This is a genomic window from Candidatus Melainabacteria bacterium (genome assembly GCA_003963305.1).
Classification (GTDB): domain Bacteria; phylum Cyanobacteriota; class Vampirovibrionia; order Obscuribacterales; family Obscuribacteraceae; genus PALSA-1081.
The window spans coordinates 282,653-305,147 of record RXJR01000004.1; the positions used below are offsets into that span (position 1 = coordinate 282,653).

Annotated in this window: 24 protein-coding genes and 1 tRNA gene; 19 read left to right on the forward strand and 6 right to left on the reverse strand. The window is 48.4% G+C overall.

Annotated elements, in window-relative coordinates; genetic code table 11:
- Positions 1 to 244 precede the first annotated feature (244 nt).
- Genes EKK48_05465 through EKK48_05480 form a run of 4 tightly spaced genes read left to right on the forward strand, consistent with a single transcriptional unit; the run spans position 245 to position 2,663 of the window.
- Positions 245 to 1,060, forward strand: a complete 816-nt coding sequence (locus EKK48_05465; protein RTL44699.1) for a thymidylate synthase — start codon at positions 245 to 247, stop codon at positions 1,058 to 1,060.
- A 1-nt stretch (position 1,061) separates the two neighbouring features.
- The gene (locus EKK48_05470; GenBank protein ID RTL44700.1) at positions 1,062 to 1,610 is read left to right on the forward strand and encodes a dihydrofolate reductase; all 549 of its coding nucleotides are present in this window, start codon (positions 1,062 to 1,064) and stop codon (positions 1,608 to 1,610) included.
- Complete coding sequence (locus tag EKK48_05475) at positions 1,571 to 2,080, forward strand: cytochrome c (protein ID RTL44701.1); 510 nt, start codon at positions 1,571 to 1,573, stop codon at positions 2,078 to 2,080. Before EKK48_05470 ends, EKK48_05475 begins: the two co-directional genes overlap by 40 nt.
- A gap of 4 nt (positions 2,081 to 2,084) precedes the next feature.
- A complete protein-coding gene (locus EKK48_05480) occupies positions 2,085 to 2,663 on the forward strand; it encodes a leucyl/phenylalanyl-tRNA--protein transferase (GenBank protein ID RTL44702.1) in 579 nt (192 codons plus the stop codon).
- An 88-nt stretch (positions 2,664 to 2,751) separates the two neighbouring features.
- Here EKK48_05480 and EKK48_05485 read toward each other — a convergent pair whose 3' ends face one another.
- Together EKK48_05485 and EKK48_05490 are read right to left on the reverse strand one after the other, a co-directional pair.
- Positions 2,752 to 2,964: a hypothetical protein gene (locus EKK48_05485; GenBank protein ID RTL44703.1), complete on the reverse strand. Its 213-nt coding sequence runs from the start codon at positions 2,962 to 2,964 to the stop codon at positions 2,752 to 2,754.
- Positions 2,965 to 3,329: 365 nt separating this feature from the next.
- Positions 3,330 to 3,932, reverse strand: coding sequence for a peptidylprolyl isomerase (locus EKK48_05490; protein ID RTL44704.1), 603 nt, complete (start codon positions 3,930 to 3,932; stop codon positions 3,330 to 3,332).
- Between the two features lie 166 nt (positions 3,933 to 4,098).
- Here EKK48_05490 and EKK48_05495 point away from each other — a divergent pair, with 166 nt between their 5' ends.
- The 3 genes from EKK48_05495 to EKK48_05505 all read left to right on the forward strand — a co-directional run bounded on the left by EKK48_05495 (position 4,099) and on the right by EKK48_05505 (position 6,537).
- On the forward strand, positions 4,099 to 5,097 hold the full coding sequence (locus tag EKK48_05495; protein ID RTL44705.1) for an adenosine deaminase: 999 nt from the start codon (positions 4,099 to 4,101) through the stop codon (positions 5,095 to 5,097).
- A 286-nt stretch (positions 5,098 to 5,383) separates the two neighbouring features.
- Positions 5,384 to 5,614, forward strand: coding sequence for a hypothetical protein (locus EKK48_05500; GenBank protein ID RTL44706.1), 231 nt, complete (start codon positions 5,384 to 5,386; stop codon positions 5,612 to 5,614).
- Positions 5,615 to 5,868: 254 nt separating this feature from the next.
- Complete coding sequence (locus tag EKK48_05505; GenBank protein RTL44707.1) at positions 5,869 to 6,537, forward strand: histone; 669 nt, start codon at positions 5,869 to 5,871, stop codon at positions 6,535 to 6,537.
- Positions 6,538 to 6,681: 144 nt separating this feature from the next.
- On the opposite strand, the gene EKK48_05510 is transcribed toward EKK48_05505, so the two are convergent.
- Positions 6,682 to 7,359 carry an alpha/beta fold hydrolase gene (locus tag EKK48_05510; GenBank protein ID RTL44708.1) on the reverse strand — a complete coding sequence of 226 codons (678 nt, stop codon included), beginning with the start codon at positions 7,357 to 7,359 and terminating at the stop codon, positions 6,682 to 6,684.
- A gap of 815 nt (positions 7,360 to 8,174) precedes the next feature.
- Here EKK48_05510 and EKK48_05515 point away from each other — a divergent pair.
- From EKK48_05515 to EKK48_05550, 8 genes are all read left to right on the forward strand, one after another.
- Positions 8,175 to 8,471, forward strand: coding sequence for a hypothetical protein (locus EKK48_05515; GenBank protein RTL44709.1), 297 nt, complete (start codon positions 8,175 to 8,177; stop codon positions 8,469 to 8,471).
- A gap of 177 nt (positions 8,472 to 8,648) precedes the next feature.
- Positions 8,649 to 8,936, forward strand: a complete 288-nt coding sequence (locus EKK48_05520; GenBank protein RTL44710.1) for a hypothetical protein — start codon at positions 8,649 to 8,651, stop codon at positions 8,934 to 8,936.
- Between the two features lie 70 nt (positions 8,937 to 9,006).
- Complete coding sequence (locus EKK48_05525) at positions 9,007 to 9,957, forward strand: DUF692 domain-containing protein (GenBank protein ID RTL44711.1); 951 nt, start codon at positions 9,007 to 9,009, stop codon at positions 9,955 to 9,957.
- Complete coding sequence (locus EKK48_05530) at positions 9,932 to 10,756, forward strand: hypothetical protein (protein RTL44712.1); 825 nt, start codon at positions 9,932 to 9,934, stop codon at positions 10,754 to 10,756. Before EKK48_05525 ends, EKK48_05530 begins: the two co-directional genes overlap by 26 nt.
- Before the next feature lie 61 nt (positions 10,757 to 10,817).
- A complete protein-coding gene (locus EKK48_05535) occupies positions 10,818 to 11,516 on the forward strand; it encodes a YceI family protein (protein RTL44713.1) in 699 nt (232 codons plus the stop codon).
- 51 nt (positions 11,517 to 11,567) lie between these two features.
- Positions 11,568 to 12,608 (forward strand): hypothetical protein, encoded by a 1,041-nt coding sequence (locus EKK48_05540; GenBank protein RTL44714.1) that lies wholly within the window; start codon positions 11,568 to 11,570, stop codon positions 12,606 to 12,608.
- A gap of 179 nt (positions 12,609 to 12,787) precedes the next feature.
- Entirely contained in the window at positions 12,788 to 13,219 is a 432-nt protein-coding gene (locus tag EKK48_05545) for a hypothetical protein (protein RTL44715.1), read from the forward strand.
- Between the two features lie 206 nt (positions 13,220 to 13,425).
- Positions 13,426 to 14,211 (forward strand): hypothetical protein, encoded by a 786-nt coding sequence (locus tag EKK48_05550; protein RTL44716.1) that lies wholly within the window; start codon positions 13,426 to 13,428, stop codon positions 14,209 to 14,211.
- Here the strand turns inward: EKK48_05550 and EKK48_05555 are convergent.
- Positions 14,208 to 15,032, reverse strand: coding sequence for a TlyA family RNA methyltransferase (locus EKK48_05555; protein ID RTL44717.1), 825 nt, complete (start codon positions 15,030 to 15,032; stop codon positions 14,208 to 14,210). The genes EKK48_05550 and EKK48_05555 overlap by 4 nt on opposite strands.
- A gap of 143 nt (positions 15,033 to 15,175) precedes the next feature.
- Here EKK48_05555 and EKK48_05560 point away from each other — a divergent pair.
- The 3 genes from EKK48_05560 (at position 15,176) to EKK48_05570 (ending at position 17,341) form a co-directional block, all read left to right on the forward strand.
- Positions 15,176 to 15,259, forward strand: a tRNA-Ser gene (locus EKK48_05560).
- A 105-nt stretch (positions 15,260 to 15,364) separates the two neighbouring features.
- Positions 15,365 to 16,675 carry a SpoIID/LytB domain-containing protein gene (locus EKK48_05565; protein ID RTL44718.1) on the forward strand — a complete coding sequence of 437 codons (1,311 nt, stop codon included), beginning with the start codon at positions 15,365 to 15,367 and terminating at the stop codon, positions 16,673 to 16,675.
- A gap of 123 nt (positions 16,676 to 16,798) precedes the next feature.
- Positions 16,799 to 17,341, forward strand: coding sequence for a tetratricopeptide repeat protein (locus tag EKK48_05570; GenBank protein ID RTL44719.1), 543 nt, complete (start codon positions 16,799 to 16,801; stop codon positions 17,339 to 17,341).
- A 179-nt stretch (positions 17,342 to 17,520) separates the two neighbouring features.
- Here EKK48_05570 and EKK48_05575 read toward each other — a convergent pair whose 3' ends face one another.
- Both EKK48_05575 and EKK48_05580 read right to left on the reverse strand, forming a co-directional pair.
- Positions 17,521 to 20,160, reverse strand: a complete 2,640-nt coding sequence (locus EKK48_05575; protein ID RTL44720.1) for a DUF4388 domain-containing protein — start codon at positions 20,158 to 20,160, stop codon at positions 17,521 to 17,523.
- Positions 20,161 to 20,290: 130 nt separating this feature from the next.
- Positions 20,291 to 20,812 (reverse strand): hypothetical protein, encoded by a 522-nt coding sequence (locus EKK48_05580; protein ID RTL44721.1) that lies wholly within the window; start codon positions 20,810 to 20,812, stop codon positions 20,291 to 20,293.
- A 159-nt stretch (positions 20,813 to 20,971) separates the two neighbouring features.
- On the opposite strand from EKK48_05580, the gene EKK48_05585 reads away from it, so the two are divergent.
- A complete protein-coding gene (locus EKK48_05585) occupies positions 20,972 to 22,495 on the forward strand; it encodes a nicotinate phosphoribosyltransferase (protein ID RTL44722.1) in 1,524 nt (507 codons plus the stop codon).

Here is a 22,495-nt window from a genome sequence, read left to right on the forward strand (position 1 = left end):
ATAGGTCGAAAAACTGAGCCGGGGAAACAAGCATCGACAGCCGGAAAAGCGACACCACATACAGTGGCAGCATCGACCAACCGATTGAAAGTTTGCTTTTTGCAGGAGCGATGTACAGGGCATAAGCTTGTCGACACTGCAACGATCAAACGCAGTCTAAGCCTACAGAAAGGCATAAGAAGCCTGTAACTCAATTTTTCCCTGATTAGTTATAATTGGCTCAGCGACTCGCGGAGCAGCATCAATGAAGCAATACTTAGACCTGATCAGATATATCCTGGCAAACGGTGAAAAAAGAGAAGATAGAACCGGCACCGGGACAATTTCTGTTTTTGGTCTGCAAACCAAATATGATTTGCGAGAAGGTTTTCCTCTTCTGACCACGAAAAAAGTCAAGTTCGACGGCGTACTACGCGAACTGCTGTGGTTTTTGCGCGGCTCCACGAATATCAACGATGATCTGGCCGCATACACACCGATCTGGGACGCATGGGCAGACGAAGACGGTGAACTGGGTCCGATTTACGGTTATCAGTGGCGCCACTGGCCGAAATTCGTCGAAGACGAAAAAACTCACCAGTACCGCAAGGAACATATCGATCAAATACAGCAAGTTCTCGACCAGATCAAAAACAATCCAAATTCCCGACGTTTGATCGTTTCAGCCTGGAATGTAGCGGACATTGACAAGATGGCGCTGCCTCCTTGCCATATGATGTTTCAGTTCTATGTCATCAACGGTCGACTTGATTGCCAGCTTTATCAGCGCTCAGCAGACATGGCTCTGGGAGTGCCTTTCAACATAGCCAGCTATGCGCTTCTGATGTTGATGGTGGCGAAAGAATGTAAATTGACTCCGGGCATTTTTACACACACATTCGGCGATGCTCACATCTATCTCGATCACATCGACGGTTTGCAAAAACAATTGCAACGGCAACCGGGTCCTCTTCCGACCGTGGAAATAGCAGACAAGCCATTCTTCGAACTGAAATACGAAGACTTCAAACTGATCAACTACGAACATCAGGGATTTATCAAATTCCCAGTCTCTGTCTAGGATGACACAAATTTCTTCAACAAAAATCGACCTGGTCGTAGCATGCGATCTAAATCGAGGCATAGGCAAGGAAAACGGGCTGCCATGGCGCCTTCCCGGCGACATGAAACACTTTCGTGAACTCACTTCTAACGTTGAAGATCCAGCAAAACGCAACGCGGTCTTGATGGGCCGGAAAACATGGGAATCGATTCCAACAAAATTCCGCCCCTTGCCCAATCGCACCAATGTTGTGCTGACACGCAACACGGCTTATCAACTGGACTCTACGGTGCTCAAAGCGACCTCGATAGATTCGGCAATTGAACAGCTCGCTGCATTACAAATCGAAAAATACTTCATAATTGGTGGTGCGCACCTTTACGAACAGGCAGTAAATCATCCATCATGTAATTTCCTGTATTTGACACAGATTGATGAAAGATTCGAGTGTGATGTATTTTTCCCAAACTTCGAGCCTCTTTTCACGCTGATCTCTACATCAAAAACATTTGACGAAAACGGAATTCGATTTTGCTTCAAAAAATTTCAACGAAATCACCAGGAGTGACACTAGCAGCCATTTTCGCAGCGACCATCTGGTGCTGCGGGCAACTCACGTACGCCTCTAACCAAAAGATAGCGTCGAAACTCACTGCCGCTGAAACGTCAACTCAAAACAAGGTGACCACAGCGAAATCAACATCCGCGAAATCAACATCTACGAAATCATCATCATCGGTCCAACAACCAGCAAGCAAAGCACCGGTCGCACTTTCAGCTGTACAGCGGGGCGAAAAGGTTTTCAAAAAAGCTTACTGCGAAGGTTGCCATGCTGGTGGATACAATGCCATGAGTCCTGACAAACCGATCAAAGGCAGCGCCTTTCTACAAAAATACAAAGACGATCTAATTCTCGAAAATACTATCCGGAAAGGCTTTCCAGACGAGGGAATGCCGGCTTTCGGCAAGGATCAAATTTCAGAAAGCCAGATGAAAGATCTAATCCTATATATAAGATCGCTTTCTTCCACCAAATAAATTCATGCGCGATGAATTTACACCTGAGTTAGTAATCCGGGCTTACGCCTCTGGAATCTTTCCGATGGGCGACGATTCCGGACCAATACGCTGGTACTCCCCGGATCCGCGTTGTATCTTCGATCTATATGACTTCCACGTACCGAAGCGATTGGCCCGGACATATCGCCAGGGAATCTTTGACATTAGAATCAATACGGCATGGGAAGCTGTCATGCGCAAGTGCGCCGAACGCGAATCAACATGGATTACCGATGATATCTTTCGCGTTTACACTCAGTTGCACAATATGGGCGCAGCGCACTCGGTTGAAGCTTACTATGAAGGAAAACTTGCCGGAGGTTTGTATGGTGTTAGCCTGGGCGGAGCCTTCATGGGTGAGTCTATGTTTCACGATGTCACCGATGCTTCAAAAGTCTGTTTAGTCTTTCTAGTAGAGCATTTACGAGAGCGTGGATTTATTTTGCTCGACTCTCAATTTATGACTTCGCACCTGGCTACTTTCAACGCCAAACTCATCTCAAAGGCTGAGTATATGGCTCTCTTGCGAAAGGCGCTAACAATCAGCGCCCGGTTCGATTGAAAAGAATTACAAATGCGCATCAGCAACATACAAAAGAAAAATCCCGCAATCGATGCAATTGCGGGATTCGAGATTAATTGAGCAAAGATTACTTGCCGACCATTTTCTTAGCGCCAGAGCCCATCTTCTTGAGTCCTTCGCCGATCTTCTTTGGTCCCCACATAATTCCGTTGCCGATTTTCTTGCCAGCGGCTTTTATTTTGTTGTCGCTCGCTGCAGGCTGGGCTGCTTGTGAAAAAGCTGGAATCGAGCTAGCAAGCGTGGTTGAGGCTAGTAATACTAGCAACAAGGACTTCTTCATGAACATCTCCTTACAGTACTGCGCATTGGCATGCGAGTTCATTATAACTACTAGATAGTGAAGACGCCGTGTAATCCGCTTCATAAACTATCGATCATGGCGGAAGGCAGGCGATCCAGCGGAACTGCGATCGATCATGCCGGAACAGCGGTCAATCATAACGGAATGGCAGTAAAACATAACGGAACGGCAGTCAAACATAAACGGAACGGCAGTCAAACATAAACGGAACGGCAGTCAAACATAAACGGAACGGCAGTCAACATAAACGGAACGGCAGTCAAAGATAACGGGGCCCTACAGAAAGTCTCCAATGCCACTCGTAACCGGCATTGACACTGAAAGTGGTGTCACAAGCAAGCGACTTAAAATCCGCTGTCTGTCGGAGTTCCGGCGTTCGATGCAGACGTGCCGTTTCCACGCCGCTGTTGCTGAAAACCTTGCTGTTGACTCATGCCCCCAGCTCGACCGCCACCGCCACCGTTTTCGATTATTTGCGCAGAGATGATCCTGTCGCCGCGTCCGATGCTGCGCACGACATTGATACCATCTACAACGCCACCGAAAATCGCGTACTGGCGATCAAGTTGAGGCACTGGACTTTTCGTAATGTAAAACTGACAGCTGGCCGAATTTGGATTCTGAGAGCGAGCCATTGCCACAACGCCTGCTGCATTGTGATGCAATGCCGGCGATATTTCCAAATTGAGATACCGTGTCTGTCCCGTCTGAGGGTCAACGAAATCGCCAGTGCCATTACCGTTCGGATCTCCACCCTGGATACACCATGTCTCTATGCGATGAAAGGTGAGACCGTTGTAGAAACCTCTACTGACCAGATCGAGAAAGTTACCGGCTGTGTAAGGAACCAGACCACGGTACACTCTGATGACGATATTTCCGCGCGTCGTTTGCAACATGACGATCGGATCCGACCCCTGCGCCATCGCTGCAGGTAAACTACACATAACCAATGTGGCCGCTACAATCAATTTAGCGATTTGCAATTGTATTCTCTCTCAAAACGTTCTTATATATAGTATGGCTCGGCCCGATAAATATTCCCAAATATCGACAGATCTAAAACTCCTTCAGACTGGGTAAAAGAACTGCAAGTGAAAGGTAACCCGACAAATGGCTCTATATGCTGATTTGCACCGTCATCTAGGTGGTGCGCTACATCCCCGGATAATCTATAAGTTTTTGCAACGCAAAGACCATCGGGTGCTGAACTATTTCCCCGATTACGAAGGGTTTTATAACTGGTTCACGCGTCCATGCAGATCGCTGGAAGAGTTCGTCAAAATTCACACTCTTGTGGAAGAACTTCAAAGTCTTGAACATCTTCCATACTTCTGTTTGAGACTGTGCAGGGGCGCGTACACATTTGAGAACCTGCAATATCTGGAACTCAGATACAATCCCTACTTCAGAACTGACCACGATGCGCCGGAAGCGATTCGCCTCGGCAAGATGAACGAAATCGTAGAAGTGATCACAGCAAACGTTCGACCGGCAGACTATCCGATCATCGTCAAACAAATTTTGTGCCTGGACCGCAGACTGCCATTACCAATCAACGAAGCCATACTGAAGTGCGCAATCGACAATATTGGACCAGTGGTCGGAGTGGATCTGGCCGGACCAGAGATAAATCCCCAACTCTGGCAAGAATGGGTGGCGCTTATGGCAAAAGCTCGGGCAGCCGGTCTCAAAACAACCTCACATCTTGGTGAAACCGGAATAGACAACGTTCATCCACAATACTTCACAGTGCTCGATCGGATCGGTCACGGCATTCACATTCCGCTGGAACGTCCCGATATGTTGAAAGAACTGGCGCGACGCTCAATCACCCTGGAAGTTTGCCCGACGAGCTACAGACAGACCGGAGTACTGAATGATTTTGGGAAGCTTCGCACAGTCTTCACTCGTTGCAAGGAAGCAGGCGTAGCTATTGCCGTCTGCACAGATAACCCAGGCAGGAACCCCTCTCCCTGCACTCTGCCGGGAGAATACGAAAGACTCATAGATCATGACGTCATCGATTTCTCAGATTTGAAGCTTCTGCAAAACGAAGGATTTAGATCAGCGTTCGGATTCGTCGGCGGCGCTCGACACAGTCGCGATTAGTCCCCAGATGCTGCTGCAGACCTTGGAAACCATCGCACCATTTATGGTGACGAGGGCAATTCTCCACTCTGCCAATTTCCTTTACTTTGCTTGATATTTGTTTCTGGTATATACCGGACCACACTTCTTACAGAAAACCCGAACTATTACGTCAAAACTGCTGAAGTTCTGATTAGAACTGGTTTTGGAATGATCCGCGCATTATCTGGAGATCATCAATTGCATCGGCAAACAACACTGCGATATCGACAGAAAAAAGACACGCAAAGTTGCATGAGCACTCGGAATGTACAGAAAAAAAATGCATTTAGCTCTTCAGCTATCGTTGGGAGCGTACTCAATCGGAACCAGTCGATCGGATGGAGAGGAAAAAAGGAAAATTGACTCCAATTTGACAAATTTGGAAATAGATCAGCTCACTCAAGAAAATTTTGAAAAAATTTTTTTGGCACCAAAATCGAGCGATATCGAAGGCAGTACCATCGAAAAACGGCTTGATAAGCCAACTTCAAAATAAGGCGAACAAGTGTGACCAAAACAACGATGCCCAAAATTGAAAAATCGAAGTGATCTATATATTGCGGAATTTGTAATTTGAAGGTACTCTAGTTTGCGTGTGGTGTGATTCGTTAGAGTGAAATTTCGCTCTTACCAAAAAAAGTAATGGTGGCATAGGAAAAACCAAACGTTGCCAATCAAGGTTTATTCAATTTGCAGTTTGCCCATTGAAAAATTCCTTGCCAGCCATAACTAATTCGGGAGGAAAAAATAATGGCAGCAAAACCAAAGAAGAAAAAAGCGACACGGAGAAGCAAAGTCTCCCCAGCGGCAGCTATGGCAGAAGAAGCCGGTTCAGCCGGTTCCGCAAAGCCTAAAAAAGCGGCCAAAAAGCCAAGAAAGGCAGCAGCTAAAAAAACAACTGCTAAAAAGACAGCAGCCAAAAAGCCTGCAGCCAAAAAAGCAGCCCCTAAAAAAGCTGGAGCCAAAAAGGCAACCGCCAAAAAGACAACAGCTAAAAAAGCAGCCCCTAAAAAAGCTGGAGCCAAAAAGACAACAGCTAAAAAAGCAGCTCCTAAAAAAGCTGGAGCCAAAAAGGCAGTAGCAAAGAAGGCGACCGCGAAGAAAGCCGCTCCTAAGAAAGCCGGTGCAAAGCGCGCAACCGCCAAGAAAACCACTCGCAAAGCCGCTCCTAAGAAAGCTGGCGCGAAGAAAGCAACTGCTAAAAAGGCAACTGCTAAGAAAGCAGCTCCTAAAAAAGCAGCAGCCAAAAAGACAACTGCTAAGAAAGCAGCTCCTAAAAAGGCAGCAGCCAAAAAGCCAGCTAAAAAGGCCGCTACAAAGAAGAGAGCAACCAGAAAAACTGGTGCTAAGAAAGCTAAAGCATCGGCAGCCACCACTAACGGTGGAGATAACGCCGGCGGAGAATCCTCAGAAGGTTAATCGCCCGCCTAGCTTGAAAGTGTTGAAGCCCTGGTCCAACGACCAGGGCTTTCGCTATGCGATGCCGAAAACCCTTGCGCCCCAAGACTTACGGCACAGCCGTTTGCCTTGAGAAGGTAAAACATATTTTGCTCGAATTTCTGTCTAAGCAAGCGTCTGGTTCAGAAACGCCTCGGTGGTGTTCCAAATTTCCGCCAGCGACTTTATGAGTTGGTGGTCATCATCCAGAATTTCGAGCCGAACTTTTTCGGGATTTAGCTCCTTAAAAGCCACACTTTCCTCAACTGGAACTGTTTCATCATTTTTGCCGTGAAAGACAACTGTCGGTACGTTCACTTTAAAGCCGTCGGTCGCATATTTTTCAGCATCGACAATAAAGTTGTAATCGAGCCTGGCATTATCGTTAAGACCATAGTGAAAAACGTCCATATAGCCTGTTTCACGCCATTCCAGCAAGCCATTTTCACCCAGCATCTCTGACCAGCGCCTCGGCAATCCGAAACCAGGCGCAAGCAACACCAGCGCTTGAATTGATATCAATGACTGAGCAAGCAAAGTTGCAAGCAATCCCCCCATACTTGATCCAATTACAAGAAGTTCGCTATCTGGACCAAACTCACTTAGACACTGACGCGCAATTTGCAGTTGACTGGTCAGAGTCATTTGTGTGAACGCCGGCTTATTTAAATCCGGAACCACGACTTCAATACCAACCTGATTCAGTCTATCAACGAAATATTGCGCTTTGGTAGATTTCGGACCCGACGCAAAACCGTGTAGGTATAAGGCTTTCGTTGATTTAGATGCTTGAGATTTAGTCACAACAGTTTGGTTCTATGAAGTTCAGCCGAAAACACATCAACTCGTTCCGGCCGCTGCTTGCAATTTTCAGGAGAGACAATCGGAAGCGTAAATGATAATGCAAAGTGTGCGAGAGGAGAATACGGCAGAAAAAATTGTTGCAGTGCAACGAGTGAATGTTGATTCGGAGTTGCACAAGCCTCATCCATTTCTATTCCAGGTTCAGCTAAAGGAGCGCTTACAAAATTTTTTTGCATGAGTAGAGAGCTTTTCTTTCCATTGCACCTGGATCTGCGCACAAATGACTTGCAGAGCCGATTACACGCAATCGACAATGGAAACATTGAAAGCACAAATAAGCTGGCACCACCCCTAATGCCATAGTGGTTTAGCGTGTTGAGGAACCCGATCAGGTAGTTCGCTTCACCTTTCGCCCGTGAGATTTCACAGCAGTTGTCCGTTATTTCCACAACATCGCTTAGACGGATTTGATCGCCAGTAAGTTACCCTTCGAGCTTTAGCCTTGTGATGATCTCAACGAACATCTCGCAAAAATTCTCTCTGCAAATGCTCGAACGATTTATCGATCGAACTCGCTATCGTTCAATGCAAATCCCTACCAGGCTGGGAGTTGTTTAAAAGTTGATTGACTGACAGAAGAGAAATAGAGATATTGAAGATCCCTCGAGAGAAAGGGGAATACCTAGTCTCATAGAAGCTTGTGAGAAATCAAGTGACGACGATAAAGTCCACGCGGTTTTCACACGCCTATCTATATAAAGGTAGTAGTCCAATCAGCAAAATTCGTCTGATAATATTCGACACAGGAGAAATACATGCAACGACTTTCCAAAACAGAACTCACCGCACTTTTGACGGTGCTCGGATTATCAAGCGCTGCCATCGCCAACGCTAATCCAGTTAGCAGCACTGAGAAACAATTCCTTGTCGCTGAAAAGGAAGGTGCCAAAAAGTCCGGAGAAATGGCTTGTGGCAAAGGCGCATGCGGCGCAGATGAAAAGGGCGCAGCCGCAGCCAAAGAGAAAGCCGCCAAAACGGAGAAAAAGACCGAGAAAAAGACTGAGGAAAAGAAAACTGAGACTAAGAAAAAAGCAGCTAGCTCCTCCAAGTGAGCGTTGTTTAAGTAATGTTGAGGTCGCAAAAGTAACTCACATTTGGTTATTTCAGTTTTTACACAGTTATTACAGACTGGCGGATAAGGCTTAATGATGGTGTCATAGGATCACCGCTAGTGCCCTCATGGATGACGTTTCCATGGGGAGTTCGTTTAGAAGTGTAGGAGGACTACAATGCAGAAGACTCAATTGGCAGCAGCTTTGGTTGCGGTGCTTGGTTTGACAATGGGCGGAGCCGCCTTTGCAGCTGACGCTGAGAAAAAGGCTGAAAAGTCAACAACAGTAACTGAAAAGAAAGAAACAGCTACTGAAAAGGGCAAAGAAGGCGCTTGCAAGGGCAAAGATGCTTCATGCAAGACCAAAGAAACAAAGAAGAAAGAAACAAAGACCACCAAGAAAGAAAAGAAGGGCGACAAGTCCACAGAAACTAAGACTGAAACCAAATCAGAAGAAACCAAATAGTTCTAAGTGACTATTTGGTCTTTTTTTTGAAACGGTCAATCGCATTCTGTGCGCGGTGTAGAATCACTTCATGACCAATCAGTTCTTAGCTGCAAAAAAACAGCTGCCAAATTTAGGCATCGGTTTAGGGTTGCGCAGAGAACTAGCCAATGAAACATTCGACAACGCGAACAAAATTGACTGGTTGGAATTAGTTCCTGAAAACTACATGGGACTTGGGGGGGCTGCGAGACAGCGACTTGAGAAAGTTGCTTCACGCTTCCCCCTCGTTTCTCATGGGGTGAACTTGTCTCTCGGCTCGACTGACGAACTCAACCCCGACTATCTGGCGGCGCTAAAAAAGCTGGTCGACCGAATCGACGCACCATGGTTTAGCGACCACCTCTGTTTTACCAGTGTGGATGGTGTCTACCTGCATGATCTATTACCGCTTCCGTTTTCAAAGGAAGCCGTGAAACATTGCGCCAGTCGCGCGCGGCAAGTGCAGCACACACTCAACCGACCTTTTCTGATTGAAAATATTTCTGCCTACATGCACATGCCGGGCGGCGAGATGACTGAGGCGCAGTTCCTTTCATCAGTGCTGGAGGAAGCCGACTGCGGCATGCTTCTCGACGTCAACAACGTCTATGTAAATTCGCAAAATCACAAATTCGATCCATTTGAATTTCTCAAACAGATTCCTCTTGAAAGAACTGTACAGATTCACGTCGCCGGCCATTCAACCGGTGAAGGCACAATCATCGATACGCACGGCTCAGCAATTATAGAGCCTGTTTTTCAACTACTGAAATTTGTACTTGAACGCACTGACGTCAAAGCGGTGATGATTGAGCGCGATCAAAACTTCCCTCAATTTTCCGAACTATTGGACGAGCTGGCACGCATTCGTGCCATAGCAAACGAGGTGCAACCCACACTCGCATCAGTTAGTCGGGCCCATTTGAGCTTCGATCAAAGCGCACCGATCATCGAATCATCTAAAGGACGCGAAAATGTTGGCGCCGCCCTCACTGCATGAAGTAGAACAGATACTTTCTTCGCTCTGGTTGAAGGAATCAGTTCGCCGGAGCTTTCAGAAAGACGAAGGCTGCATCGCGTCTAGCATTGCAGGAAGTATAGACAAAAGTGGAGTCGAACTGTATGCGACTTTAATTGAGTACGGTCAACAAGATCTGATGGCGTCGGTTTACCCATATTGCGCCAGGATCTTGAAAAAGAAGTGGGAGCCGACAGTTCGCGAGTATTTCTTGACCTATCCAGCTAACCACTACAACCTCAATCGAGCCGCCCAACGATTTCCACTTTTCTTGAAGAATGAAGGCAAACAGTTTTTGCAGAAATATCCATTCCTCGTGGAACTGGCAGAGTACGAATGGCTGGAACTAGAGCTGCTTGAAGTTGATAAAGACGTCACACCGCAACCGAATCTGGTGCTTTCTAAGCCTGACCAATTCATTCAATTTGGTCCATTACTGAATCCAGCTTTGATCTTGCGGCAATACGAGTATCCAATTTCATCTGTCATCGAGAGAATCGACAAGAAACAATCCATTAGCTCGGTAAAGCCACAGGTTTCGCGCGTGGCGATCTTCAGGAATCCACTGACGAACCATTGCAAATACCTGGATGTTGGCGAAATTGCCTTTGAAGTTATACAAGCCAGCATCGATGTGCCTCATTCGTATGCCGATCTGATCAGTCTCGCCGTAGCGCGAGCGGCAAATCCCGATCCACAGAAAACTGTTGTAGAATTTCTCGACCTGGTAGAGAAACTGCAGGAATTGCAAGTGTTCATTGGCAGCATAAAAGTTTCCTAGGGCGCCAACTGGCACTCGGCAACTTCGAAATCGACTCACCCAAAATCAAAGGACTGTTGAAATGACTAAAGTCTCTAGAATCGCACTTCTGGCATCCGTTATCGCTGTTGCGTCCGCAGCTCAGAGCGCATTGGCAAAAGAACTCAAATTTGAGGTAGGCGATCCGAAAGGCAGAGACAACGTCAACTTCAACTCCAACGCGCCTATTGAAGTAATCAACGGACACACCAGCAAAATTACCGGTTCCGTCTCTATCGACGATTCTCTCGATTTGAGCAAACAGCCGATCGCAGCCGAATTCAACGTCGACCTCGCCAGTATCGACACCGGCATCGCACTGCGCAACGAACATATGCGTGACAACTTTTTGGAAACTGGGAAATACCCGAAAGCTACCTTCAAACTGAAATCGCTTGCAAGCGGCGCCACTGTGCTGAAAGACAAACAGAAGGTGCACCTGGAAGCCAGTGGAGATTTCACGGTTCACGGCAAAACAGTGCAGAAGAAAATTCCTGTCGATGTCACCTATTTCAAATTCTGCCCCGCCACTGCAGGCAAGTTCGAGAACTGCGATCTGCTGCAGATCAACGCTACCTTCCCGGTTGCTTTTGCCGATCACGGTATCAAGCGTCCAGAAATTGTCTTTCAGAAGTTAGCTGACACTGTATTCGTAACAGTCAACGTAACTGCGCACAAAGCTGTTAGCGGTGCCGCTGCACCTGCTAAAACAACTGATAAACCAGCGCCCCAGAAAAAGTAGCGAAGAGGAGCAGGCTGCTCCATGGTGAATGCGCAGGAACGTCGAGGCTGAATGTCTTTTGAAGACCCATCTAAAGTCAAAATCGACCTGGTAGTAGGAGAGGATGACGCTGACCTGACCGAAGTGGTCGGCGTTGATCAATCAGCTACTGACTCGAAATCGCGATCGGAGTCCGAGTCCAACTCGGAGTCTAAACCGAAATCGGAATCCGACTCGATGTCGGAGTCCAAACCGAAATCGGAGTCCGACTCGATGTCGGAGTTTAAACCGAAATCGGAGTCCGAATCGCAGCCTGAGTCCGAGTCGAAGTCGCAATCGTCGGGTCAGGGACTAGAACACTCGCTGCAGCCGTGGAAAAATCGATTCGCCCGTTCTTCCAAAGGCGAAAGCACCCCACAGAATCCAGCACAGCAGCTACGGTCCCTACCCTTTCTGCTCTTGGATTACGGCACCTTCGGATTTGCGATTTTCAACATCGTCGCGATCTCCTGTGCTTTGTTCTTTTCACCTGGTGAACCTGTCTTCATGACAGGCTTTCTTCTGTTTCCAATCTTCGCGGTGCGAATTGTCGTGATGGTCAATTCGGTTAAGGCCAAGGGAAGGTTCGTTTCACTGGGACGAGCCATTCTCCCCATAATCATCAGCAACACAATGACGACCTGGGGAATTTTGCTTGCGCTCTCGGCCCAGGTCGTTGCGCTGGTCTTCCACCAGGTCCGGGGTTTGGAGGCAGCGCTTGGTCCGAGCCGCGAAAAAATTGCAATGGCGGTGTTTGCCTTCTGCGCGGCAGGTTCGATGCAGATTTTTCTAATCGCCATGCTGCTTGTGTCCATGTTGATATTCCAAAGGCTCTTTACCTGGATCTCCCGACGCACGCTGGAAATCAGCGCCGTCGACTTCGGTCATAAAAAGGCCGGCTCGATTGGACTGATAGCTGGTGCGATCTTCGGACTGTGCGGGCTGTACACGGCCCTGGGTATGGGCGGTGAAAATTCCACTCAGACCATGAACATCTCGACATTGATCTGGTCGCTCGGAATTCTTATTTCAAGCCTGTTCTTCACAACGATTTCCCGGATCAAAAAGAAGTAGTCCCACAATTTATTTGCTTATCAGGTGCAGGCGGTGCTAAGTTCAACTATGCTTCATCGCAGGTAAACAAAAATCGCGCCGGCGTTCGAGTGTCTGAGAAAATATTTGCCAGGAACTGACTGAACTGCTGAGCGTCTATATAGACTACATACACGTTTTCAAACTAGAAAGAAGTCATCATGAATTATGCGCTCCGCAGCCGGCAAAAACCGTGGGTTGAGCCAGTCAGACCTGCGTTTCCGAAACGCAAAGACCCTCTGTTCACAGCTTTTCGAATCCTGCAAGTAATCTTCGTCGGGTTGCCGATAATTTCGGGACTCGACAAATTCTTCCATCTCACCACCAACTGGGACAACTATCTCGCACCGTTCATCCCGCAGATCACCCACATCGGTGCACACGAGACCATGATTTTGTTAGCGCCGATAGAGATAGCAATTGGATTAATGGTGGCACTTAAGCCGCGAATCGGCTCGGCAGCTGCAGCCCTGCTTTTTCTTGTAATCTCCCTCAACTGCATGCTCACGCCCGGTCATTTACACCTGGCTTTGCTCGACCTGTCTCTTTTCGGAAGTGCCATCGTTCTCTGCTATTTGAGTTGGGACCGCTAGTAAACATCTCCTCAAAGCGCGGTAGCAGCCTCTCTGCTGCAAGTTAAGAACACCCGCCCACTCGTCAAACCTTGTCCGGTTATTTTCCTTTACAGGAAGCTTCTAACCGCCTTGCACAACAATTTGCCCTAGAAAAACTTTGAACGTCCTGGCTCGTCAAGATTCTCAATCAGAGCTTCACACTCCCGTGAGCTACAATTTCCTGAATGAGTGCCTCGCTAAGACCAATATTTCAGGAAAATCTGCACGGACCCTTCGACATCATAGGCGACGTGCACGGCTGTTTTTCGGAACTGGTAGAACTGCTTTCTCGACTGGGTTACGCAGTAGCTGAAGTCAACTCACAGGCAAAACATTTTTCTGTGATGACGCCTCCTTCGAGAAGACTGATTTTTCTTGGTGATCTGGTAGACCGCGGTCCCGACACTCCATCTGTGCTAGGTCTGGCAATGAGCATGATGTCCGAAAATCAGGCGCTCTGTGTTCCGGGTAACCATGACATGAAACTGGTCAGAAAACTAAAAGGACACGACGTAAAAATCGCCCACGGATTAGCTGAGTCACTTGAACAGATGGCTACTTGCTCGGCTGATTTTGCTGAGAAGGTCATAGATTTTTTCGAGTCACTGCCCAGCCACTTCATCCTCGACAGTGGAAAGCTTATCGTCGCGCACGCAGGCGTAAAAGAATCGATGCAAGGCAAAGACAATCCAAAAGTGCGTGCCTTCACGCTCTATGGCGACGTCAGTGGTGAAAATGACGAGTATGGTCTGCCGATTCGAAAAGACTGGGGTCAGCACTACACTGGTCAGGCATTAGTAGTACACGGACACACGCCGGTGCTCGAGCCAAGAAGAGTTAACAAAACCATCTGCATCGATACCGGTTGCGTTTTTGGTGGCAAGCTCACAGCTTATCGTTATCCAGAGGACGAATTTGTTTCAGTAGCGGCAAAAACCCAGTACAGCCACCACGCAAGACCTCTGGTCTAGTCCTTCAACGCTTCATGAGCTTCTCTTACCACCTGGTCTAAGTCGAAGACTCCTGGGCTAGCGGCTTTTCGAAAATGAGCCAAGAATTCAATGTTGCCCGCTGGTCCTTTCACCGGGGAGTAAGTCAAAGCAACAAGGTAAAGCTCAACTGATTCAGCAAATTCACAGACATATCGCACAACCTGAATATGCGTCTCAGCGGCTTTAACCACACCGCCCTTGCCTACTGCGTTACGGCCCGCCTCAAACTGTGGCTTGACCAGACAAACAACATCCAGGTTCTCGTCATTGGTTGTAACAGAAGCAAGCACAGGCAAAATTTTAGTTATGGAGATAAACGAAACATCCATTACTACAAGACTGGCATCCGGAACTCCGGACTCGTACAAATCTGCAGGTTTCAAGTTGCGAGCATTCAATCGTTCCCGCACAACCACACGCGCGTCGCTGCGCAAGGACCAATCAAGCTGTCCATAACCGACATCGACAGCGTAGACTTTGAGCGCACCACGCTTGAGCAGGCAATCGGTAAACCCGCCCGTAGAAGCTCCAATGTCCAGACAAATTCTTTTTTGCACATCGATCTGGAATGTATCGAGCGCCTTCTCCAACTTCAATCCACCTCGGCTGGCGAATTTAGGCTGGGCAAAACCTGGAAGTAGCTCGATTACTGCCGTTTCAGAAACACTCATTCCGGGCTTCGTCATTTTCTGACCGTTGACCAGAATTGCACCATCCATGATGGCAGTGCGAGCCACTTCACGAGTAGGCAACAAGCCTCGCTCAAGAATTAGCTGATCTAGCCGCTGTCCCTTAGCCACTCTTAGTTCCGATTAACTTCCGATTAAATTCGCCTGTCGCCTGCGTCGGAAGGCTTGTGTACATTGACGTTAATATAGTTCAAATTCTCGCCGTCCGACACAATGACCGCAGTGCTAACGTAGTAATATACCAACCTGGCTATGGAGCAGACCTGGCTGGATGAAGACACCGCCTTGAAAGCGGCTGCCCGAAAGGGTTGGGGGTTCGAGTCCCTCCTGCTCCGCCACTTTTCATTTTCAAGATGACTGCCTCGACAGTTTCATTTCCGCCCTCTTGGATTCCGGCTTGTTCGACCCGGCATCAAAAGGGGTAGATGAACTAAAATGCTTGGATGCAAATTCGTGTCGCGCTATCAACAAAAGATCTAACAAAACTGATTCATACGTCAGTTAGCGTCTCGAGTGTTGAGGGAATTGGCTGTTTTGTCGCCTCACTCGATTCAGCAAAAGCAAAGACGGCTGCAGATTCGACCATCAGCGTCTCTGCAAAAGGGAATGTTTTACAGGTTTCAGGCGTATCGCTGCCTCCTTTCAAAAGTGGCGAATCACTTACTCTACGCTCGCTCGGAACAGCTCCACTGATAGTGACAAGCCTGAAACGACAGCATGGCGCTGCCAACCCCGCGCCGCACTATCTTGGCTCACTCGAAATCAAACCGGTCAACGATTCTGTGCGCATAATTCTCATTACCGATCTGGAAAGTTATGTCAAAGGCGTTTTGCAATCAGAAATACCTGCCAGCTATGAGATTGAAGCTATAAAAGCTCAAGCGGTAGCAGCGCGCACCTATGCGCTAAGGCCACGGCTCGATCATACAAACGACTTTTCCAATGTCTGCGATTCCTTTCTGTGCTGCCAATACTTTGCCGGCGTTCAGACCATCAGCGAGCGTCACCGGGAAGCAATAGCAGGCACAACCAATGAGATTCTTACTTACGAAGGCAAACCAATTCTTGCTCTCTTCAGCTCGAATGCAGGAAGTTGCACTGAGGATTATCAAAACTGTTTCTCCGATCCGGCAACTGGAGCATTTCCCCCGCAAGCTCTGCCCTATCTACAAAGCGAATCCGAAAAAGACTTTGCAGAGAATAAGCAATCTCTCACCGAGGCATCACTCAGAGCAATCTACTTCAACCGGGAATTTGTTTCGGCCGACTCGTGGTCGCCACATTTCCGCTGGAGCGTTAACATGCCGGCCTCGGCTCTGGAAGCGCACATGCATCACGAAATCTCCGAAATGAGAAAAGACCCGACCATCGCACCATTTATAGTGGCTCCAGCCTCACAAGAGTTCGGTCACATCAAATCGTTCAAAGTAACAAAACGAGGTAAGTCAGGCAGCGCAATCGAGCTTGCAATAGAAACCTCAACCGGTGTCTGGACTGTGAAAAAAGAACTCGTCATTCGCAGCGTTTTCAAAAACAGCGAGTTGAAGTTAACCAGGTTGAAGAGTGCGAAGTTGTTCTTTGACTTTAAGCATGACAGTATCGGTTTGCTCTCTTACGTTACCGTTAACGGACTGGGCTGGGGACATGGCGTGGGCATGCAACAGACAGGAGCACAGGGCTGGGCCAAAAGAGGCAAGAACTACAAACAAATTCTTGCTCATTACTTTCGAAACAGCGAAATCACCAAAACTTGACACTAAGTTTGGTACCACTTCCTCTCGACAACCAGGTGTGGTTTTCATAACTTTGGTCCCACATAGCCAACAATAAAGGACTCTCCGCTATATAATCGGCAGAGGGAATTAAAGGGTTAGTACATGGCAACAGAATTCGGTAAACAAAACGTGCAGCAACAATCGCAGGTTTGGTTTTTCCTCTTCTTGACGATTTGCTTTACGCTCTGCGGAGCGGGAGCTTGCCAACCTCTGGATATGGGCGGCGGCGGCGAACCCAAGAAATTCGACCAATTTATTGCAAAAGGCAACACCGCTCTATCTGCTGGAGACTATGCGGGAGCAGAAGACGCCTATACAAAGGCCGAAAAACTCTGTGCCAAAGAATTCGGCAAAGACGACCCACGTCGCGCGACATGCCTTGGATATCTGGCAATGATGTACAAAGACCAGCAGGAATATCGAAAAGCTGCGCTGGTATACAAAGAACTGATCGAAATCCACGAAAAAATCGATCCGAAGAGTGCAGAACTAGCCACCTTCAAGTCGCAATACGTTGAAATTCAACGCAAGATAAAAGAATATGGATTGGACAAAGATCCAAATGCGCCAGTAACGACTAAGCCGACAACCAAACCAGGCGAAAAAGAAGCTGGTAAGAAACCAGCTCAATCGAAAAAGCACTAAGCGCTTTGTTAGCCTTTCAAGCCGCAACTAGTACCCGGTCGGGCACAGGCTGAGGCACACAGGTTGCCCCTGGAGGCAGACACTTTGACACGCCCTACTTTGACACGCCCTGCTTTGACGCGCCCTGCTTTGACGCGCAATCATTGAGGCGCATCTCACAAACTTAATTCTCGTTCCCTCTATGGACGTTCGGTTTTAATCTTGTTTCCGTCGAGTTTAACGATCAGCGAAACCTGACCGTCTTTTGTATGTGGAACATTCTCGTAAGGAGAAGCCGCATTAACGGCTTTGTTCAAAGCTGTAGTGGCGGATTCATAGTCGCCCGGATCGATGATTTCAAGCTTTTTGACAGTGCCGTCTTCGTTGAGCACCACCGACAGAGTCGACTTAATTTTCGGTGGTTTCTTCTTCGCAAGCAACTCTGCAATGTCGTCAGGCGTTTTCAGCTTATTCTGAATGACCGAACCCACTGCCTCGACGAATTCATCCAACTCGCTGTCGGTAGCCAGAGGCTTCTCTTCAGGGGGTGGAGTATCATCAGGCGAATCTTTCGGTTTCTCTACAATCAACTTCTTTTCGGTGCCGGTGCGCTTGCTATTTCCATTGGCGGTGAATTCACTCGCCATCTGGTCTATAACTCCCAGCGTCATCTTGGGATCATAGCCTTTTGAAGGATCATATGCAGTACCGACCACCAGAATCGACTTATTTTTCTCTGGAGACGCATAAGCTGCCGTCAAAACTTCGCGATGAGGGCCATCTTTCGCATCCTCGTAGGAGCCGACAAACCACTGCAAATCACCGTCTCCGATAATTTGACGCCCTTCGTCAACTTTCACCTTTTCCGGTGGCGCCCTCTTGATGTCGTCTACAAAGGGCGGCAATCCAACAAAGTTTCCAAGATTCTGCACAGGCGCCAAATCGTCCATGATGACAAACAAAATTCTCTGGTTGCTCAACTCCGAATTCAAACCGAAAGATTGTGCAGGCTTCGTCTTATCGGAAGTATCGTCATACCAGTAACCACCCACGGCAGTGCCCTGAAAACCTGCATATTTGGTAGCCAGAGCAACAGCTTTGTCAGAACTCTTGTGCACTCGCTCGGCAGACTGATTAGGATCGGTAACCGCCGGTGGTGGCGTTCCGCCGCCACCGCAGAATGCGAATCCAAACACAGGCACACCAATTACTACAGCAGCAACGAGAGCAAGCTGCGCATTTGTCACATTGTATTTTTTCTGCAGCTTAGCTATTTCAGAAACTGCCTTCGACTTCGCGTCTTCAGGTTCCTCCTCAGGTGGAGGCGGCTCAATTGTTGTGCCGCAGTTGAAGCAAGGCCCGACCTTTGTATTGGTCGTATAGCAGTTGGAACAGACATACTTCTCCAGCTTTTCCTGAGAGGCAGCAGCGGCAACTGCTTCGTCGTCGAGTTCCATCTTGCCGCGCAGTCCCGATATTGCGGACGATTGCTCACCGGTTGCACCGTCATCGCTCTTAACGCGCTTGCTGCTCATCTCGAGCAACGCACCCATCCACATCATTTGATAGAGTTTGACCGGCGGCAAAGGTGTTCCAGGCTTAGGTATCTGCGGACCGCTGTGAATACCAATCAACTTGTAGTCTTTGAGAATCAGAGCGCCTGGAAGGTTGTTTGGCATTGCTATTGTATGCAACATATTTTTCGGTTGAAGCGCATTAGCGACACCGAAGAAATTTCCCTGCATCCAGGTTGGTCTTCCAGACAATGGATCGAGATAGAAAGCCTGCAGAGGATCCCATGCATTGACTTCAAAGTCGGTGTGCGAGACCAGCGGCGTTCCCACTTCATGACTGCAGTGGAACGGCGTGGAGCGATTGATCATCGAAACGAATCCGCGATTGACACATTCGCGCATCGCTTGAACGACCGTGAATGTATCGGCTCCAACGCGCTCAGACATTTTGTCCAGAGTCATGTAGCCGTCAATAGTCGCCCAGAGCCGCTCCATCAACCACTGAATGTTTTCGCTCACTTGCGAAGGTTCAACATTCTCAACTCGCTTCTGATAACGTGCTTCAGAACCGCCCAGATAATTGAGCATGCCCGGCAGTTCACTGACGCGACGCTGCGCTTCTTCAATCAGCGCAGGTGCAGGAGCCGTGATGTCGCGCACATTGCCCCAGTTGAAAGGCACGGTAGTCTGGAACGAAAAACCCTCAGCCGGCTTTCTATAGACCAATTCAAAGAAGGCCAGCTCACCCAGCAAGCCTCTGAAGTAAACCTTCTGGATGTTCCCAGAGGCGACCTGGATCCGACCTATAGGCAGGTTGCGCCCGTCCAGCAACGTGAAGAGCCCCTCTCTACCAGTCTGCAAAATGTTCTGCAACACAGTAAGAAATTCGATGCCGCGAATATTACCGGACGATTCGACACCTTCGCTGGAGAATGGTAACGACAGGGCGCGATTCAATTCGGCAAGTTTGTCAGGTTCTACATTGGGAGTGTTGAAATCCAGACTCAATGAAGCCATATCGTTTGGCAAAATCAGCTGATCTCCGGGGTTTCCGGTCTGCGCCAGGTACCATTTACGGGCTGCAACTTTGTCGAAATCCTGGTGGAGAGTAATGTTCTTGATGCTATCGGTGACGTCAGGATGAATGAAATTCAAGCCGAGTGCCCACGGCGCCTCGACATAATTGAATACCGAACTGGCGCATGTGACGGCTCGGCTCTTGGATACCAGGAACGCCTGACCCAAGACTTTTGGTGGAGAGACTGTGCGGTCGATTACGAAGCCAGTCGCGTCCGCATAATTCTGCTGAATTTGTTCAAGGCTCATATGTTCTTGTTGCTCAGAAAGTAACTTCTCGTGTCGTTATACCACCTTTGCCGGCGTAACCACCGGGTACAACGGCAGCGGTCACACCATCAACAATAGCAAGGATTGCGGCCACTTTGCTCTTGGTGACTCAGGGTGATTGAGTTTTTGCCGGCAGCTCAGCAGAATGCCACAAAACCGCACGAACAGATGTCCAGCTGGGCGGCAAACAATAGCGACATGGTACCTGTCCACTATCCACAGCGTCCTTTCGAAAGTTAAAAAACATGACGTGGTGGGCACTCATAGCCTTTGCAAAGGGGCACGATGGCCGATGAAATTTTAACGAAAAGGAATTTCCCCAATATTTGACTGGTAAATCAGCTGCGAACGGCTTGGCGACTGATAAATGACTGGCGCTTGTCTGCAACCCCGTTGGGGTCATAACTTCACCGCTCCGGTCATAAACACCTTGTGCTGCCGAACCATCAGACGACAGGCTGTCAGGATTCGGCTTGTCCTGAACTGAGCCTGCTACTGAACGTCCGGACAATTCGACCCGTGACGATTGGTCGGGTTCGCCCGCCAGGGCGGGGTCGAAAAGACCGGGCCATATGGAGAAAAACAAGCCCGATATAAACAAGACTGTTTTTCGTGCGAATTGCGCAAACATCCAAGCACCTCTTAAACATTACTACGTGCAGCGGCGATAAAAAGTTCATTGCGCTTTCTCTCATTACACTGACACTGAATATGGTGCGGATGCCACCATAATGCGGGTATGTGCTAAAGTTGGGTCCGATGCGCCAATCGCCGAACCCGACGGAAACCCATGAAACATCCACTGAACGAACTGTACAGAGACTCACTCAGTCTGCTCACCGACCTTTACGAACTGACGATGGCTTACAGCTATTGGAAATCAGGCACCGCAGACAAAGAGGCTGTCTTCAATCTCACCTTCCGCTCTAACCCCTTCAAGGGCGGCTTCGCCATTAGTTGCGGGCTTTCGCATTTAATTCAATACATGCAGAACGCCAGGTTCAGCGCAATCGATGTCGAATACTTGAGTAAACTCAAAGGAAACGACAACAAACCTCTTTTTGAAAGTGCTTTCTTAGACTATCTGCTCGCCCTCAGATTTGACTGTGATATTGATGCTGTACCGGAAGGTTCGGTCGTTTTCGCACACGAGCCGATAGTGAGAGTAAAAGGCCCGATAATTCCCTGCCAGATACTCGAAACGGCACTACTCAACATTGTCAACTTTCAGACGCTTGTGGCCACAAAGGCAGCCCGGTTGCGTCTTGCTGCCGGGAACAAAGCATTACTGGAATTTGGTCTGCGCCGCGCGCAGGGAGCAGATGGGGGCATTTCAGCCACTTTCGCTTCATACATCGGCGGCTGTGACGGCAGTTCAAACGTGCTCGCAGGAAAGCTCTACGACATTCCTGTCAAAGGAACGCATGCGCACAGCTGGGTGATGTCCTTTGACGACGAGCTTGAATCATTCAAGGCTTATGCGCAAGCTATGCCCAATAATTCGATATTTCTCGTGGACACATACGACTCTCTAGATGGCGTCCGAAATGCGATCGAAGCCGGTAAATGGTTGAAGAGCAAAGGTCATAAACTGCAGGGAATCAGATTGGACTCGGGCGACTTTGCATATTTGAGCATTGAGGCGCGGAAGATGCTGGACCAGGCAGGCTTTTCAGATGCTCTGATATTTGCTTCAAACGATCTCGACGAACACATCATTCAAAGCTTGAACGATCAGGGTGCAAAGGTCGATGTGTGGGCCGTTGGAACAAAGCTGGTCACTGCCTATGATCAACCTTCACTGGGCGGCGTATACAAACTGACGGCTGTGCGCCATCCCGGAGAACAGTGGCAATACAAAGTCAAACTATCCGAACAGTCAGTCAAAATCTCCAACCCCGGCATTCAACAAATTCGACGCTATTACACTGAAAGCGACGAGGGGCAACTTTTCATTGGAGACATGATTTACGACGAAGCTGGAAACATGCCGGAGAAGTCGGTTATCGTAGATCCTATCGATTTCACGCGCAGAAAAGTCGTACCGCCAGAGACGAAATATATTGACCTTCTCCAGCCTATTTTCAGACAGGGAAAGCTCGTCTATGAACCTCCCACGGCGACTGAAATCAGAGACTACTCAAAAGAGCAGTTGAAAAAACTGCACCCCGGCATCAAGCGATTGCTCAACCCTCATCAATATCCGGTGGGATTGGAACAGTCATTGCATCAACTGAAGACTGATTTGATCATGGTTGCACGCAACGAGCGAGATCGCAATGCGAAACTCATGAGCGAACGTCCATTCTTTTAA